Here is an 18461-nt window from a genome sequence, read left to right as displayed (position 1 = left end):
TAAAGGATACATAGAATCAAATGCATATTTATACATTTTGAGTTGTAGTACTTGAGTCATAATGACGCACGCTTTTCAATAAAAAAAGAGCAACTTAAAAGAAATCATACGGGACTCGATTGAATCCTGTAATGAAATCTTACAAGTGCTCTTTTGCCGCCTGGCTAGAGCTCGATGCAACTCTTGTCACATCTCGCATAATGATTCATAGTCATACGTTTAATTTAATTATTTTACCTAGTCTTGTCAAGATAATATCCTTACTTCGGTTTAAATTCAAAACCGACCCTACCTTCTTCCTTTTTCCAGACAAGTGCGGCCTCGAAAGTTTTGTCACCTTTTTTGAATCCCTTAATAAGGTTTGTCCTCCCTTTCCCCAAAAACCTCTTGATCTGCGTTTCTGTTATGATTTTACCCAATACTTTTTTAGAAAATGAAAAATCGCATCGCGGCCTTGCCGAGCAACTATAAGCCGCCCCTTTATCTATAACATCCTCTTTGCATTTCGGACACGGACCAAGACCTAAACCTCCAGAAACCTTATCCGCTTTTTCAGTCTGCTCTTTACTCTCCATACTTTTTGCTGTAAAAGTCCAAGTCATCGAGTTTCGAATTGCATCATCGACAATTTTTTGCGACAATCTTTTAGCCTGCTCCATAAACGATTGCGGGGACGCATTGCCTTGCCCGACATCATGAAGTCGTTGTTCCCACTTGGCTGTCATTTCTGCGGATGCTAATATGCTGTCGCCTAAAGCATCGATCAATATAATCCCCTTGCTTGTAGCATAAACCATGTTTTTCTTTACCTCAATATACTTGCGGTCTTTAAGAACTGAGATGATACCGGCACGCGTGGCCTCCGTGCCCAATCCTTCTGTTTTTTCAAGAATTTTCTCTAACTCTGCGTCTTCAAGATGCTTTCCAGCCGTCTTCATTAAAGTAATCAATTGCCCTTCGGTGTATCGCTTTGGAGCCTGAGTTTTTCCTTCTTTTACAAGTAATTCTTCAACTGTTCCTGAGTCGCCTTGCTCCAATGGAGGTAATACATCTGGTTCGGATTCTTCCTGAGAATCAGAATCATACAGAACTTTTCGCCAACCTTCCTGCACAATAAGTCTTCCTTTGGTGAGAAATGTTTCTTGATCACCTACGACTGTAATTAAGCGCGAATAATCAATAATAGCCTTATCATAATGCGCAGCTATCAGCCTCTTGACAATCAGCTCGTATAAATTACGCTCTTCTGGTTTCAATCGTCCGATTTGGGGGATCACTTCTGTTGGAATGATCGCATAGTGATCACTTACTTTTGCCGCATTGACAAATCTCTTATTATTGGCAATAGATTGTATGGGCAAAGGAAAGAAATCCTTGAATGATTCTTGACGACTTAACTTTGAAAGAATCTCAGGAAATTGCCTGGCTTCTTCAGGTGTTACATAAGCCGAATCCGATCTCGGATAGGAAATGTATCCTTCCAGATAAAGCTGCTGCAGCGCATTTAAACAATTTTGAGGCGAATATTTATAAATTTGATTGGCAACTGCTTGCAATGAAGATAAGTTAAAGAGCTGTGGCGGTTGAAATTCTTTTCGCTCTCTCTCAATTTCATTGACTGATGCCAGCTTATTTTCACAGTTTCTTTTGACGGACTCCGCTTCATCCCGACTTGCAAACCGTGTTTGCTTCTCCCGAAACCATGTGCCTTCATAGACAGTATCATTTATTAGGAATTTGGCTTTTAATTCCCAGAACGGTTCCGGTTTGAAATTCTGAATTTCTTTCTCGCGTGCTACGATTAGCGCCAATGTCGGACTTTGTACACGCCCAGTTGAGAATACTTCTCTAATTCCTCTACGCTGGAACAGAAGTGAATATACCCGTGAACCATTCATTCCAACGAGCCAATCAGCGCAAGAACGGCTAACGGCTTCATAATATAAGGACCGGGTATCCTCTTCACCTTTCAAATTCATAAAACCTTGTTCGACGGCTTTGGGTGTTAACGATGATATCCATAGCCGTTTCATAGGTTTGTTCACTCCAACAAGCTGAACCGCTATGCGGACTATGTACTCTCCTTCCCTCCCGGCATCCCCGGCATGGACGATTTCTTTGATATCTGGACGCATTAAAAGGGATTTAATCACTTGAAATTGCTTGGCTTTAGAAGGAGAAACGCGATGTCTAAATTTTTCGGGTAATATCGGCAAAGTGTCTAGACTCCACTTCTTAAGACTAGGATCGTATTCCTCTGGAGGCACCAATTCGCAAACATGACCAACAGCCCAAGTCACTAGGGCTCCTTTTGGAAATGTATCGTTCGGTGAGATTTCAATATACCCTTGTTGTTTTTTATGTTTAAAAGGTGAAGCCAACTTCGCCCCTTGATCCGGTTTTTCCGCAATAATAAGTTTCAATATGTCACGGACCTTTCTGAGAGAACTATAAATTGATTATATCAGCAAATCGGTTCAATTTCATGACTTAGAATTATATACAGCAAAATGATAATAAGTGGTATGAAATAGTTGCTGGGCTTCACTCCCTCTTTTTTTATATCCATTCTTAGGTAAATTCAATTTTCTTTTCAGACATCACATTGAATCTTGATAATTAGGGCTTTCTTAGCGGATCATGTTTTACGATGTTACGAGCAAATGAACGGCGAGCCTTGACAAAAACCATTGCAAAAGAGGCAAAAAGAGACCCCGAAGTCTCTTTTCAGGTTCATCACCAGCAGTTGTGTAAGCGCAAAATAGCCCCCACCTTGTTCCCAAGATGAGGGCCTGTTAGTCTTAGTTTGATTGAAATAGGCGGCACGTCAGTGGGAGCGAAGGCGACCATGGCAACAATTCGTCTAGCTCAACCGGATCTTTCGGATTCGCAAGCTGCGGAAGCTGTTCGAGCAGGTCCGTCAAATACTTGAAAGGATTTAGCCCGTTTTTCTTCGCTGTTTCAATGACACTGTAGATCGTTGCACTGGCTTTTGCTCCGTGTGGCGCATTGGAAAAAAACCATTTTTTTCAATGATAACGAGCGAATACCAGCCGCTTCCGTCCGGTGAAGAATAGACGGTCGAGTACGCAAACCACATCGCCCCGGCATCGTGTCCGCTGTCGATATGCAATTTCACCTTCAATTTGTCATTAGTCCTATTGGCGATCCGCCAACATTTTAACTTTATCTTGACTAGCTTAAACCATGCTATTAATAGTAAACAAAGTAACGAATTTCACCGATAATGTTACTTTGTTTACGGGATATCTTAACTCTGTAAACAACGTATTCAGCGTAGTGGTGCCTTTACAATGAGAGGCATCGGATAACCTTGCTAGGTAGGGCTTGCTGAACGGGTCACATTTTACAGTGGAACGAGCAAGCGGACCGCGAGTCTCAACCACAGCCATTGCAAAATAGACAAAAAGAGAACCCGAAGTCTCTTTTCGAGGTTCATCACCAGCAGTTGCAGCCCGATCACGGTCTCGCTCGTCGTCTGAAGGTGTGCTCGAATACGGCCAAACCCATAACTGCGCTTGCCTTCGCCGAACTTGCCTTCCACCGCATTGCGTGCGGCTGCATCCGTCTTGGCGATTTTCTTTTTCTCCTGCTGATCGGCTGACGGACGACCCAACTGCGGTCCGCTTAAGCGAATTCCCTCTTTGCAGAAGCGCAAGTTGTCGCGGGTTCGATAGATCTGGTCGGCCAGCACCGCTTTGGGATAATAACCAAATCTGGCGCGGTAACGCTCTACGGCGTCCTGCAATGTCTGCCCTTCGTTGTAGCTATCCCACGACAGATGCTCGCGGAAAGCGTAGCCGTTCACCACGCTAATCGCCAGCTTCTCTCCGAACTCGACGTTTGCCCTGGCTTTGCCGCGCACGATCGGTCTGACATGTGGCTGTGCGATACTGACAATCCGATCCGATATGCTGTGTGTCCGCTTGTCATACATCGTTTGCTGCTGACGATAAAGCTCTTGAATGACCAGCAGTTCCTTGTACAAACGCCGCGGCAGGCCGCTCGTCATATCGGCGAGTTCGGCGATCATGCGCAGATCACGGGAAACGAACCTGAGCTGCTTGCCGATCGCTTTTCGCATCGCGCGCGGCTTCACGCGCCGCTGCTTGGCAACCGCCAGATAGGCTTTGCGGGCACGCTCTCGGTATGTTCTGGGCTTGCGGGTCTTTCCACGTTCCGGTTCGTGCAGGATGTCGATGATCTTCTCCAGCTTTTCTCTGGCCTGATTCAGTAACGACAAATCCGTCGGGTAGGCGATATCCGCCGGCGCGCAGGTAGCGTCCAGCAGCAGTTCGCCCTCGTTCGTCAGTTCCATCTGCTGTGGCTGCGTTTCTGAAGGCTTACCGGACGCTGCGTCAGTTCCGCTGCCAGGTTCATCGTCGTCCGATGAATCATCCGACACTTGCGCGCTTCTTCCAGAGCGATCCATTCATTCACTTCATCCAGAATTTCGCCACCCAATCGCTTGCGGAAATGCGTCATGAGAGAATGATGAAACGGACGGCGGTACCGATATTCCGGCAGACCGAGGAAGTACTGCAGATACGGGTTCTCCAGAATCTGACGAAGTGTCTCCCGATCATCGGTGCCAAGCCGCTCCTGGATGATGAGTGCGCCGAGCGCGATACGGATCGAAACGGCTTTTTGGCCCTTGAGGCTTTTCTTGAAGTTTTTCGCATACTTCTCTTCGAGCATCCACCACGGAATCATCTGGGCCAGCAGCACCCAGCGGTTATCTTCTGCGAGCTTTCCGCCGAACGGCAGAAAAAAGTCGACGGGCAGGTTCATCTGGTTCTCGGTTCGCTGATACAATCCTGACGCCTCCAAGTGCACGGTTTTTCACGGGCTGCCCCGTTTTCCTTCGACATAAGAGGCCCTAAACCCTTGTGCCTGTTGGAGTTTTGATTCGTTCAGCAAGCCCTAGGTAAACCGTGTCCTATGGGCATCGGCGCACGTGTTTAGACTCCGATGCCGCGAGGCTCATTGTCAAGGCGAATACGTTGTTTACATGTCTTCGATGTACACGCCCTTGATAATCAAGGATTTTCTAAAAGCGAGTTGAGATAATTAACGAAAATATACGCTAAGTATTAAACGGATTAATGACCCTTTGGCGGCTCAAACATCATATTGTTTAACTGGTTCACAAAAATACCTTCGTTCGGGCCCGGGTTGTTTCGAAATACTTTCGCTTCTTCCACTAGAACCTCGTCCGCATCCGTACCAAGTACCTTCATCGTTTCATCAATGAATGATGCTAGTAGCATAGAGCTCGGATCGTTATTGAAATACGTTTGAACCCCTGGCGGCGCAATTTCCAGGATTTTCACCGATGTGTCTTTAAGCATGTACCGTTGGGATAGCGTATAGGAATGGAGCGCTGCTTTCGTCGCACTATAAACAGCAGCACCCGCCAGTGGCACGAATCCAAGTGACGAAGTCGTGTTGATAATAACCGCTTCTTCTTTGGACTTCAAATGCTCGAGTATCTACATAACTTTTCACAAATAGTATATTGTACATATTTTTTAGAGAGAATGCCTGTTTTAGAACCTTCTCTTTGTTCTTATTCAAAAATTTAATTGTACAATTCTCTAGGGCCTGTACGCAAACCTATTTGAGCCATAAACGAATTGAAAGCAGCGTCAAAAAAGCCATGAACATGTTCGCTGTTTTTTCATAGCGAGTGGCCAAGCGTCGATAGTTTTTTACTTTGTTGAAAAAGCATTCAATTAAGTGTCGCTCTTTATACGTTTCAGAATCTAACGGGCGCTTTACCCGCCGATTGCGTTTGCTTGGGATAACCGGAGTGATCGCTCGGCTTTGCAAAAGCTCCAGAATGGCATTGGTATCGTAGGCGCGATCAGCCAACACTTCGCCCGGGCAGAAGTCCAGTTCATGAAGAAGGCGATAGCCGGTGACAGAATCGTGGTCTTGTCCTGGCGTCAATTCGAAACGCAGCGGATAGCCGAGCGCATCCACCATCGCATGAATTTTGGTAGTTAATCCTCCGCGCGAACGTCCGATTGCTTGCCGGTCCTGCCCCCTTTTGCGCCCGCTCCATGTTGATGGACGCGGACGATGGTGGCATCGACCATGACCTGCTCCCAATCCGGCTCGATGGCGACATGCTTCAGTATTTCACCCCAAATATTCGCTTTTTGTAGCCGCCAGAAAAAGCTGTAGGCTGAAGACCAAGGGCCATAGTAACTCGGTAAATCCCGCCATGGCGCGCCCGTTCGAGCAACCCAAAGCACGGCATTGAGCATCTGGCGCCGATCCTTGGGCGGACGTCCTCCCTGTTTTTTTCGGGCTGGGGGCAACAGGGGGTCAACTATATTCCATTCTTCATCCGTTAACTCGTATCTTCGTCTCATGTGCCTTATTTTACTAGATTTCTACGAGTTGTACAGTTTGCGTACAGGCCCTAAAAAAATCGGGCTGAAAAAACGCATTTTTCAGCCCGATTTTGCTTATCTTTTTTTAAAATCCACCTTAGTTCTTACCGCCATAGCCCTTATAAGTAGCGTAAACTGCATCTGCATATTGATTGGCCAGAATAGGACGGCCATAAGAGTCTGTAGCTCCCGGATACCAGTTATCTCCTCCGTTATAGTGTAATAAGCCATTATATATGTTGCCGAATCTAGTAATCTTTTCATTTAAAATCAGTCCGCCCAAGCATACCTGATCTTGTTCACTGCCGTGATTATAAGCACGGCCAAATTTTGAGCTGAATTGAGATAAATAAGCATTACGTGTGTTTGGTTCTACCTGCATCAATCCGTCGCCGGCTGATGGACTGCCTGGTAAGCCTGCTCCAAAGCTGCTTTCCTTTTTGATCACAGCACTCAGCAATAAAGCAAAATCTCCGCCTTTACCGAATTTATCGCCCGCATTCATTGTGTATGTCCATATGTGGCTTGGAACTTCGGAAGGCTTTGTTACTGAAGGACCTGTTGGTGGCGTTGTTGGCGGTGTTGTAGGTGGCGTAGTTCCGCTGCCGCCTTTCTCCCATAAAGCAGGAACAATAGGTGGTTCCCAACCTACGAGGGAAGTATGTGCCTGACGACAGGTATAAGTACTTCCACTATATGTTACTGTATCATTTACTGCATAGGCCGTATTTGGTGCCCATGCTCCCCTAGCGGCTGCGCTCACCGGCAAGACTGCGCAAAAGGTGGATAAGAATACTGCTAAAACTACCAAAAGTGATGTGGCTTTAAAAGAAAACTTTTTGCTAGTCATTTTCAAACCTCCTTGTATTTTTCTTCTGATATTTTCCTGTGTTGCTCATTTTCAACATTTATCAGCACTATTTCCCCCCTTTGTTTTCACAAATACTTCAAGTTCATTCCATAATTAAAGCGCTTAAACAAATGATTACAATTCTGATAATACAGAAACATGAAAATAATTCCAATAGGACGTAGGTTCTACTTTCTTGAAATTTTTGATTAGACTGGAAAGAGGCTAAGTCTACAGGTCATTAAAGTCAACCTAAAAACTTAGCCTCTTGATTTCATATTAAATTTTAAATAAACTTCAGTCTTCACATACCATTGTCTGCAAAGTCGATGAGACTACTATTTATTATTGCTGCTACATCCTTTTTGTAATCGTGTATAAAAAAATGATCCCCGTCAAACATATGAATTTTACAACTTTTGGACGTATAATCATGCCATTTTGCAACGTCAAAAATAGTGGCTCCCTTTTCTCTTTTTCCCCACAATACACTTATATCGCAGTCAAGCTTAGCGTTTTTTTCAATGTGCCTGTATGTGTCAGTAATTCTAAAATCCGCTCTGAGTATCGGTAAAAACAACTCCATTAATTCATTGCTTTTCAGAACCTCTTTGGGCGTGCCTCCCAGCTTAAATACCTCATCCACAAACTCCTTATCCGGCAAATCATAGAGTACCTTCTTCTTACTTACAAAACCCGGAGGATATCTGCCGGAAATAAACATATGGACAGGATATGGATGTCCGAGCTCCTTTATTCTATAGGCAAGTTCATATACAAGTACACTGCCCATACTGTGGCCAAACAACGCATAAGGTTGTTCTTCAAGGTTGCTTATGATAATACGGTGTATATCTTCAAGCGCTTCCTCAACACTTCCGTAAAACGGTTCACCAATCCTGCTGCCTCTTCCCGCAAGCTCAATCGGGAAAAGCTCAATCCTATCATGCAAGTATTGTTCCCAATATTTATATACTGCTGCAGAACCTCCTGCATACGGCAGACAAAACAATTTAATCTTATCCATTATATCTACCCCTTATATCTGAACTATTGGTTGATCTCTTCCAATATTTCTTTAATAATAGCCGCATTTTTATCTATATATCCTGTACTTAACATATCAAAATGACTGCCAAATCCGTTATATACTTTGAACTCTCCCGTTGTTGCCTCTCTCCATCCTTCACATAAATCAGCTTCACCTTCATTGTCTTGCTGCTGTGATATAATAAGATGGATATTGGAGTTTATCTGTCCCGAGTTTATAACACTTCTAGTGTATTTATGATAATTTCTCATTCTTTCAATGGCCTTTTCAATAACTGCCTGGTTATCTCCAAACATGCCTTTTATAAGTTTCTCATTTTCTTCTATAAATTCTTTATCCTGTTGCTCAGCAAGTTTCTTAGCATCTTCGCTTTCTTCCTCAATAAGGACAAATGATTTAGCCGAATCCAGAAAGATTATATCGGATACATGATGTCCAGTTTCAATTAATACTTTAGCAACTTCAAATGCCAGATTACCTCCTGCCGAGTAACCAAATAGAATATATGGGCCCTCGGGTTTGACAGAAGTAATTGCCTTCACATACTCCTCCATCCTGCTCTCATTTTCTATAAAGTCAAAGGAATATATGGAATAAGCATTCATTTGTTTTGATAAACTACCATAAGCTATTCCATTTCCTCCTCCTGGAGGGAATGCAAACATAAGACTCTCCATTGCTGAATTAAAATGAATTGCCGGACTTGGTGTAATATAATCATTGGCGTACGTATTGTGTATAAAACGGGCAATTTCCTTTATGGTTGGGGCCATATAAAAGTCTTTTAGTGGTACCTCAACATTTAACTGTTCATAAATTCTGCTTATAAGGGATATTGCCTTCAGTGAGTATCCTCCCAGTTCAAAGAAGTTATCATTCACACCAATTTTTTGTACTCCAAGGGCATCATGCCACAGCAGTGCAAGCTTCTCCTCAACTTCACCGCAAGGCTCTACATACTCTACTGATGTAGCTAAAGTACCGTCATTTTGGGGTAAATTATTCCGATCTATTTTGCCATTGGCTGTCAAAGGCAGCTTTTCCAGCTGAACAAAGTATTGTGGTATCATGTAATCGGGAAGTTCTTTTAAGAGAAGCGCCCTTAAATCTGATATTGTAAATTCACTTTCCCCTGCTATATAAGCACACAAATACTTGTTGCCCTCCTGGTCTGTCTTTGCAATTACCGCAGCTTCTTTTATTGAAGGATGCTTTAATAGCTGCACTTCTATTTCCCCAAGCTCTATCCTAAAGCCCCTAATCTTTACCTGATGGTCTACTCTGCCTATAAATTCGATGTTTCCGTCAGGAAGCCACCTTCCAAGATCACCGGTACGATACATTCTTTCTCCAGAGCTGAAAGGATTAGCTACAAATTTTTCCGTAGTCAATTCAAGTTTGTTCAAATAGCCTTTTGCCAGCCCATCTCCAGATATATATATTTCACCAGTTGTATTAACCGGTAAGATATTCATGTCTTCATTAAGTATATATATCTTATAATTCTGCAATGGCATACCTATAGGTATACTTGTTAGATTTCTCACCTTCTCACGGCTTAAATGGTAATAAGTTGAATCTACGCAGCATTCTGTTGGACCATAAACGTTTGTTATAGTAGGGTTATTATCTTTAAACCGATCATAGAAACCTTGTATACCTTTACATGAAAGTTCTTCCCCTCCGATAATAAACTGCATAACTGAAAGACTTTCGCCAGGCCTGGCAGTATCTGTTAAAAGCTTTATATGTGCTGGTGTTCCGTCTGAAACAGCAATTGAATTCCTGTTATAGTACTTTAGAAGGCCCTCACCATCTAGCCTTGTATCCTCAGGAACTATAAACAGCGTATGGCCAAGGAGAGAAGCCGCAAATATTTGTTTTACAGATGCGTCAAAAAAGTAAGGGGACACAAGGGCAACATTTAAATAATTATCATAATTTTCATAGACAAGCTTTCTTAGTCCATAAACCAAGTTAACTACACTTCGATGCTCTATCATTGAACCCTTCGGAACTCCAGTAGATCCCGATGTATAAATGATATAAGCTAAGTCCTCTGGTTTATTTATTTTATCAAGGTTTTCAGCACTTCCAATGTATATTTCAGGGGAATCAAGCAGTAATATATTACCGTAAAACTCTGCTTTATCCGCTAAATGTGATTGCGTCAACAGCATAGTTGCATTACTATCTTCCAGTAATTTTTTTATTCTTAGTTCAGGAAGTTTGGTTGAAATTGGTAAATAGACACCTCCTGCTTTTAAAATTCCCAGTATTCCAACCTGCATATCTACGGATCTTTCTACCATTATTCCAACTATGCTGTTTTGCTTTACACCATTACTTCTAAGTGCTCTGGCAAGCTGATTTGCCTTTTCATTGAGCTGCCTGTAGGTTAATTGCTTGTCCTCAAACACTACAGCTACATTATCAGGTGTCCTTTCCACTTGGTCTTGGAACAGCTCATGTAGAGTCTTATCCCTAGGGTATTCTGCCTTTGTATCATTAAAACTATTTAGTATTTGCTGTTTTTCATCCTGAGATAGTATATTTATTTCGGACAGCATCTTTTCGGGGTAAGCTGTGATCTCTTCCAGTACATTGATGAAATGGACCCCAAGTTTTTCTATTGTCTCTTTCTTAAACAGACGAGTAGCATACTTTAACCCAAATACAATATTATTCTGGGTCTCTTGGGCGTTTAGGGTCAAATCAAATTTGGACGCCCTGAACTCATTATCATAGGGCATGAACCTTAGCCCATTCATCTTAAATTCTGATGCCTCTTTATTTTGCAAGACAAACATAGTATCAAACAGCGGATTTCTGCTCAAATCCCGCTTAATGCTAAGCTTCTCCACAAGTTCCTCAAATGGGTAATCCTGGTTTTCATAAGCCCTTAGAGCATTTTCTTTTACTACCATCAAAAACTCGCTGAAATTCTTTTTACCTTGAGGGTAATTCCTCATAGCTAGGGTATTGACAAACATGCCTATGATGTCCTGCAAATCTGTATGTGGCCTTCCTGCTATAGGGCTTCCAATTACGACATCTTCCTGTCCGGTGTATTTGAAAAGAAGCACATTGTATGAAGCTAGAAGCACCATATACAGTGTTGCTCCATGATCCACGGCAAGCTTGTTCAGTTTATGTGCAAGTTCCCGGCCTGTTTCAAAACTGACCATATCGCCTTCAAAACTCTGTATAGCCGGCCTTGGGTAGTCTACCGGCATATCAAGTACTGGTATTTCTCCCCTAAATGCCTGGAGCCAGTATTCTTCTTGTTTACTGATTGTGCCGTCAGCAAACAATTTATTCTGCCATACGGAATAGTCCTTGTACTGAATCTGAAGTGCTGGAAGATTCATTCCTTCATACAAGCTTATGAATTCTCTTACCAGTATTTCATCCGACACCCCGTCAGATATGATATGGTGTTTATCAAGCATCATGACATGCCTGTCTTCTCTAATTTTTACGAGCCCTGCTCTTAGTAAAGGAGCCTTGCCAAGGTCAAATGGCCTTATGAATTCATTTGCTGCTTCTGAGGCTTTTTCTTCGCCGGTTTCCATGTACATGATACTAAATTCCACCTCATCATGGACCTTCTGCACCGGTTCACCATCTACCATATGGAAGGAGGTCCGGAAAGCCTCATGCCTTTTTACCAGCTGATCTAAGGCTTTCTCAAAACGTTCTATATCAATACTGCCTTCTAACAACATAAACTCTGGCATATTGTATGCCACCCTTGCTCCTTCAAGCTGATTTAATATATACAGCCTTCTTTGGGAAGACGACATAGGATAGTATTCCATTTCTCCAGTGGGCTGGATAGATTGATAAATACTCTCTTGGGCTTCCTGGATGTACTTGGCAATTTCTGCAATTGTCGGCAGCTTGAATATCTCCTTAAGAGATATATTTACATTGAACTCTTTGTGAATTTTGGCTGCAAAGTTTATTGCTTTTAATGAGTGCCCCCCAAGCACAAAGAAATTATCATTTCTCCCTATTTTCTCAACCCCCAGGATATCCTGCCACAATTGTACAAGCTTCTCTTCCACTTCACCTGAAGGTGCTTCATACTCTACTCCAGTATTTAAATGAGCAGCAGGGTGGGGCAAGTTCTTCCGGTCTATCTTACCATTGGCTGTCAAAGGCATTTCATCCAGCTGCATGAAGTATGCCGGGATCATATACTCGGGCAATTCTTTTGAAAGGCATTCCCTTAGTTCAGTTATTGTCAGTTCATTTTCCCCAACGAAATATGCACACAGATCCTTGTTCTTCTGTTGGTCTTCCTTTACAATAACCACAGCTTCTTTTATTGAAGCATGTCTTAATAGCTGAGCCTCTATTTCTCCAAGTTCTATTCTAAATCCCCTTATCTTTACCTGGTGGTCCATCCTGCCTAAAAATTCTATATTCCCGTCAGGCAGCCATCTTGCCAAGTCCCCAGTACGATACATTCTTTCTCCCTTTATAAACGGGTTAGATACAAATCTTTCTGCAGTAAGCCCCGTCTTGTTTAAATAGCCTTTGGCAAGACCATCCCCAGATATATATAATTCCCCAGCGATACCTATAGGATTTACTTCTAATTTCTTACCAAGTATATATGCTCTGGTGTTTGGCAAAGGACGGCCTATGGGGATATTATCCAATCTACTAAGCCCCGCCGCAGTAATCAAATATTCCGTAGAATCCACACAGCATTCGGTAGGACCATAAACATTTGTGATGCAAGGTTGCACATCCTCAAATCTGCTTAGGAAGTCTTTTACTGCATCAAATGGAAGAACATCTCCGCCTATAATAAAATGTCTCACTTTTAGGTTATTATCTATAGGAGGAGAATTTAACATCATATTTACGTGTATGGGCGTTCCATCCGAAATATCAATCCTATTTTCACTATAGAAGTCCAGCAGCTTTTTACCGTCTTTCCTTGCTTCCTCCGGTACAATGTACAATGCATGCCCCATTAGCAGTGCTGCGAAAATCTGCTGCACCGAAGCATCAAAAACATAAGGGGCAATGAGGCAAACATTCAACGGTGATTCATATTTGCTATATATTCTCTGGAACAGACCCTCTACCAGGTTTAATACACTCTTATTATCAATGCAAACACCTTTAGGGTTTCCCGTTGAGCCAGAGGTATAGATGATGTACGCTGTATCACCAGGCTTATTTATACATTTTATATTCACATCGTTTATAAAATTATAATCATAATCAGATAAATCAATAATCTCACCATCGAAATCATCACGATCCATAAGATGATTTTGGGTGAGTAAAATTTTGGCCTTGCTGTCCTCCATCATATACCTTTTTCTTTCCAATGGATAATTAGGATCTACAGGAAGGTACGCCCCCCCAGCCTTGATTACTGACATTATACCTATAACCATTTCAGGCGAGCGGTCCACCATTATGCCTACAATATCATCAGGCTTTACTCCCTTTTCTCTTAATGCCCTGGCCAATTGGTTTGCCTTTTGATTCAGTTCTCGGTAGGTTAATTGTTTACCTTCAAAAACCACTGCAATATGATCAGGAGTCTTTTTCACTTGCTCCTCAAACATTTGGTGTATGGTTTTATCCAGGGGATATTCGAGAGCAGTATCGTTAAAGCTGTATAATACTTGCTGTTTTTCTTCCTGTGATAACATTTCGATTTCATAAAGCCTTTTTTCGGGGTATGCTGCAATTTCTTCCAGCAAATTGATGTAATGAGCCCCAAGTCTTTCAACTGTTTCTTTCTTAAACAGTCTTGTACAGTATTCGAGTTCAAAGGCTATACCATCCTCAGTCTCAAATGCATTTAAGGTGATGTCAAATTTTGATATTCTGCCTTCTATCCCTTTGTTGTACGGCTTGAAGCTTAGATCAGACGTTATGAGCTCTGCTTTTCCAACATTGTATATGGCAAACATGGTATCAAAGAGGGGATTCCTGCTCATATCCCTCCTTATGTCCAGCTTATCCACTAATTCTTCAAACTGATAGTCCTGATTGTCGTATGCTTTCAAAGCATTTTCTTTAACTTCTTTCAAGAATTCAATAAAAGTCTTTTCTCCTTGCGGGTGGTTTCTCATGGCCAGAGTGTTTACAAACATACCTATGATGTCTTGAAGGTCAGCATGAGGCCTTCCAGCTATAGGACTTCCCACAATAATATCTTCCTGTCCAGTGTATCTAGATAACAGCACATTGTATGCAGCAAGAAGCGTCATATATAATGTAGCTCCATTGTCTGATCCAAGCTTGTTAAGTCTAACCGCAAGCTCGCTATCAGCTTCAAAGCTGATGTAGTCTCCTTCAAAGCTTTGTACTGCGGGTCTTGGGTAGTCGGTGGATAAATCCAGCACAGGGATCTCTCCCTGAAAGGTCTGGAGCCAGAATTCCTCCTGCTTACTTATGGCAGCTCCTGCAAACAATTCCCTCTGCCAAACTGAGTAGTCCTTGTACTGTATACGCAGTGGAGGAAGTATTTTCCCTTCATATAAGCTTATAAACTCTCTTACCAGTATGTCGTTGGACACTCCATCCGATATGATATGATGCATGTCAAACACCATAATATGTCTGGCTTCTCCAATCTTTACAAGTCCAACTCTTAATAGTGGAGCCTTTCCAAGGTCAAAGGGCCTTATGAATTTCTCCACTATTTCGGGAACCTTCTCTTCACTGGTTTCCAGGTACATGATACTTAGGTCCGCCTTGTCATGGACTTTCTGAGACAGCTCTTCCTCGATCATATGGAAGGAGGTTCGAAAGCTCTCATGCCTTTCTATCAGACTATGAAAAGCCTGCTCAAAACGTGCTTTATCAACAGTACCTTCCAGCAATATTATGCCAGGTATATTGTAGGCGATTCCAGCTCCTTCAAGCTGGTTTAATATATATAGTCTTTTCTGGGCGGATGACATGGGATAATATTCCATATCCCCAGCACGTTGAATGGACTGATATAGGCTCTCCTTTGAGTCTTCAATGTAGCTGGCAATTTCTAAGATGGTTGGTGTCTTGAATATTTCCTTAAGAGGTATGTCTACATTGAACTCTTTGTGAATTCTTGCTACAAGGCTTGTTGCCTTTAACGAGTGTCCTCCGAGCATAAAGAAGTTATCATTTCTTCCTACCTTCTCTATTCCAAGGATGTCCTGCCACAGCAGCGCAAGCCTTTCCTCCACTTCACCTGAAGGCGCTGCATACTCTGTTCCTGTATTTATTCTTCCATCAGGCAGCGGCAGCGCCTTTCTGTCCAATTTTCCATTTATGGTTAACGGTACTTTTGCTATCCTCATAAAATAGGATGGAATCATATAATCGGGCAGCTCTTTAGATATAAGCTCCCTTATTTCGGTCACTGTCACTTCTCGGTCAGACACTATATAAGCGCAAAGATACCTGCCTACACTTGAATCCTCCCGGTCAATGACCACCGCCTCATTTATATCAGCATGCTTCAAAAGGGCTGCTTCTATTTCCTCAAGCTCGATTCTATACCCTCTTATTTTAACCTGGTGGTCTTTTCTGCCGGCAAATGCAATATTCCCGTCAGGAAGCCACTTTGCAAGATCTCCTGTTTTATACATCAGTTCTCCAGGCATAAATGGGTTCGGTACAAACTTTTCCCTGGTAAGTTCCGGTTTTTTGAAGTATCCTCTCGCCAATCCTGCCCCGGAAACACAGAGTTCACCCTCAACACCTATGGGCTTAAGATTATTGTTTTCATCAACTATAAACACCCGGGTATTGGTAATAGGTTTACCAATAGGTACCGACTTATCGGCCGTCTCACAATCATCTGCTTTCCATACCGTTGCACATACGGTTGTCTCAGTAGGTCCATAAGCATTTATATATGAAATCCTGTTGCTCCATTTCTTTAAAAGTTCGGGAGTGGAAGCCGAACCTGCTGCAATTACCTTCTTTAAGGAAGTTACTTTTTCCGGGTCCAGATTTGCCAGATACGGAGGTGGTAAAGTAGCAATAGTTATCTCATTTTCATTTAGGTATTCTTCAAATCTTCGATAGTCATTGATAATATCGCCTGAAGATATATATAGTGTTGCTCCTGCCAATAGTCCCATAAATATTTCCCAAACTGCAGCGTCGAATGAAATTGATGCAAATTGAATAATCCTATCGCTTTCACTTACATTTAAGCGGGTCTTGAAAAACGCCTCCAGATTTGCTACCCCTTTATGTTCTACCATAACCCCTTTAGGTTTTCCTGTAGACCCAGATGTATAAATGATATATGCCAAATTTTGCGGTGAACATACCACTTCCAGGTTCATAGGGTTTCCGGCATAAAGGCTTTCATCTTCTATGTCTATATACTTCCCGTAAAACTCCACTTTCTCCAGGAATTGCTTTTGGGAAATCAGCACCCCTATCTCGCTGTCCTCGAGTAAATATTCGATTCTTGCCTTAGGGTAGTCAGGATCTATAGGCATATATGCCCCTCCGGCTTTAAGTATGCCAAATATACCTATGACCATCTCCAGTGAGCGTTCTACCATAATACCCACTATGCTGTCTGGTTTAACTCCCTTATCCCTCAACACTCTTGCAAGCTGATTTGACTTCTCATTGAGTTCCCTATAGGTTAGCTGCTTACCCTCAAACACCACTGCCGCATTGTCAGGTGTCTTCACCGCTTGTTCCTCAAATAGTTGGTGAATGGTCTTTTCCCTGTGGTATTCCTCCGTTGTATTATTGAAGCAGTGTACTATTTCTTTCTTTTCCACTTCGGTGAGTATATCAATATTCCTAATATGCATATCGGGATTATCGGTTACAATTTCTATTACCGACTGAAAATGTCCCTTGATTTTTTCTATGAAATTACCATCATATACCAGTGAGTTGTAACTGAATTTAATAGATAATTCCTTACCGCCATCAACGAGTATCCCAAAATCATAATTCGTCTGCTCGAATATTTCCATTCCAACTACATTTAAAATGCCATTACTGGATGAAGCATTAACCGCTTCATCCATAGGGTAATTTTCAAAAGCCATGACATGATGTATCAAGGCATCTTTCAAGCATGTTTTTGACTGCACATCCGCCAGAGGATAGAAACTGTACCGGTCAGATTCAAGCACCGATTGCTGCATCTCTTTGATCAGTTCGGTAAAAGTTTTATCCTCATCACAACTCACCCTTACTGCAACGGTATTTATAAATAAACCCACCATGCTCTCAATTCCCTGTATTTCATGAGGCCTTCCCGATACCACCTCACCAAACACCACATCATCGGTATTGTTATACCGCTGTAATAATATCCCCCATATGGTCTTTATAATGGTACTCATGGTTGTATTGTTTTTGGCTGCAAACTTCTCAAGATCGCTAGTTATTTGTTCAGATATTTTAAACTCCGTTTCTTCAATCCTGAAATCATCACTTGCAGACCTGCCGTTTTGGGGAAGGACTGTCTGATGCTCGTAACCTTTAAGATAGGTTTCCCAGTAATCTGCGGCCTCGTTCTGATTTCTGCCTTCCAACCATTTGATATAGCGGCTGTAAGGATATACCTTTCCTGACTCCGGATCCCAGCTATTCATCAGGGCTTCATAGTTTTCCATAAATTCTCTAAATATATTTGCGAGACTCCACCCATCAATAATGATGTGATGAAAGCTCCATACCATGTTATAAGATTGGTAGCCTGTTTTAATTACACTTAATCTTGTTAAAATATCCCTTGATAAGTCAAAGCCCTTTTTTCTGTCTTTAACCCTGTATTCTTCTATATACCTATCCCTTAGTTCTTCGGCAAGGGAGGTAATATCCTCATAGCTGACAGACAGCTTTCTTTCCTTCATGACTACTTGTAAGGGCTTGGCTACATTTTCATACAAAAAAATTGTTCTCAAAGCGTCATACTTTTCAATAATGATATTAACGCTCTTTTCAACACAATCAATGTCCAGGATGCCTTTTATAGAAAGTGATATCTGCTCAAAGTAGGCGTCTGAATTTTTATCCATCATATAGTGGTACAATATCCCTTGCTGCATAGGAGTGAGCCGGTACATATCTTTTATGTTTTGTTTCTTCAAATCACTCATAAGTACTCCTCCTTAAATACAAACTCTTT

Annotated in this window: 5 protein-coding genes and 4 pseudogenes; all 9 read right to left on the bottom strand. The window is 42.2% G+C overall.

All coding sequences use genetic code 11. The annotated features are described in order from the left end of the window. Window positions 1-260: 260 nt before the first annotated feature. Complete coding sequence (locus tag C0638_RS19640) at window positions 261-2423, bottom strand: DNA topoisomerase III (protein ID WP_058712325.1); 2163 nt, start codon at window positions 2421-2423, stop codon at window positions 261-263. Window positions 2424-2801: 378 nt separating this feature from the next. After that, a pseudogene (locus C0638_RS26210) lies at window positions 2802-3029 on the bottom strand (transposase domain-containing protein); the annotation flags it as partial. Next, window positions 2939-3145: a hypothetical protein gene (locus tag C0638_RS19630; RefSeq protein ID WP_080771912.1), complete on the bottom strand. Its 207-nt coding sequence runs from the start codon at window positions 3143-3145 to the stop codon at window positions 2939-2941. The gene C0638_RS19630 and the pseudogene C0638_RS26210, both read right to left, overlap by 91 nt. A 222-nt stretch (window positions 3146-3367) precedes the next feature. Beyond that, window positions 3368-4836 (bottom strand): annotated as a pseudogene (locus C0638_RS19625) (IS5 family transposase). Window positions 4837-5123: 287 nt separating this feature from the next. After that, window positions 5124-5510, bottom strand: a pseudogene (locus tag C0638_RS19620) (SDR family NAD(P)-dependent oxidoreductase); the annotation flags it as partial. A 127-nt stretch (window positions 5511-5637) separates the two neighbouring features. Continuing rightward, window positions 5638-6401: pseudogene (locus tag C0638_RS19615) on the bottom strand (IS5 family transposase). A 118-nt stretch (window positions 6402-6519) separates the two neighbouring features. Next, window positions 6520-7272 (bottom strand): carbohydrate-binding protein, encoded by a 753-nt coding sequence (locus C0638_RS19610; RefSeq protein WP_090738952.1) that lies wholly within the window; start codon window positions 7270-7272, stop codon window positions 6520-6522. Between the two features lie 304 nt (window positions 7273-7576). Next, a complete protein-coding gene (locus C0638_RS19605; RefSeq protein WP_025721395.1) occupies window positions 7577-8299 on the bottom strand; it encodes a thioesterase II family protein in 723 nt (240 codons plus the stop codon). Window positions 8300-8322: 23 nt separating this feature from the next. Then, window positions 8323-18432, bottom strand: coding sequence for a non-ribosomal peptide synthetase (locus C0638_RS19600; protein WP_058712085.1), 10110 nt, complete (start codon window positions 18430-18432; stop codon window positions 8323-8325). Window positions 18433-18461: the final 29 nt, after the last annotated feature.

The sequence above is a fragment of the Paenibacillus sp. lzh-N1 genome, assembly GCF_002872435.1.
In the GTDB taxonomy this organism is placed as follows: Bacteria; Bacillota; Bacilli; order Paenibacillales; family Paenibacillaceae; genus Paenibacillus; species Paenibacillus polymyxa_C.
This window is presented reverse-complemented; position numbering and strand designations above follow the sequence as displayed.

Excerpts from the sequence above, each read along its gene's own strand:
- C0638_RS19600 (WP_058712085.1), bottom strand. The coding sequence starts at position 18,432 with ATGAGTGATTTGAAGAAACAAAACATAAAAGATATGTACCGGCTCACT.
- C0638_RS19610 (WP_090738952.1), bottom strand. The coding sequence starts at position 7,272 with ATGACTAGCAAAAAGTTTTCTTTTAAAGCCACATCACTTTTGGTAGTT.
- C0638_RS19605 (WP_025721395.1), bottom strand. The coding sequence starts at position 8,299 with ATGGATAAGATTAAATTGTTTTGTCTGCCGTATGCAGGAGGTTCTGCA.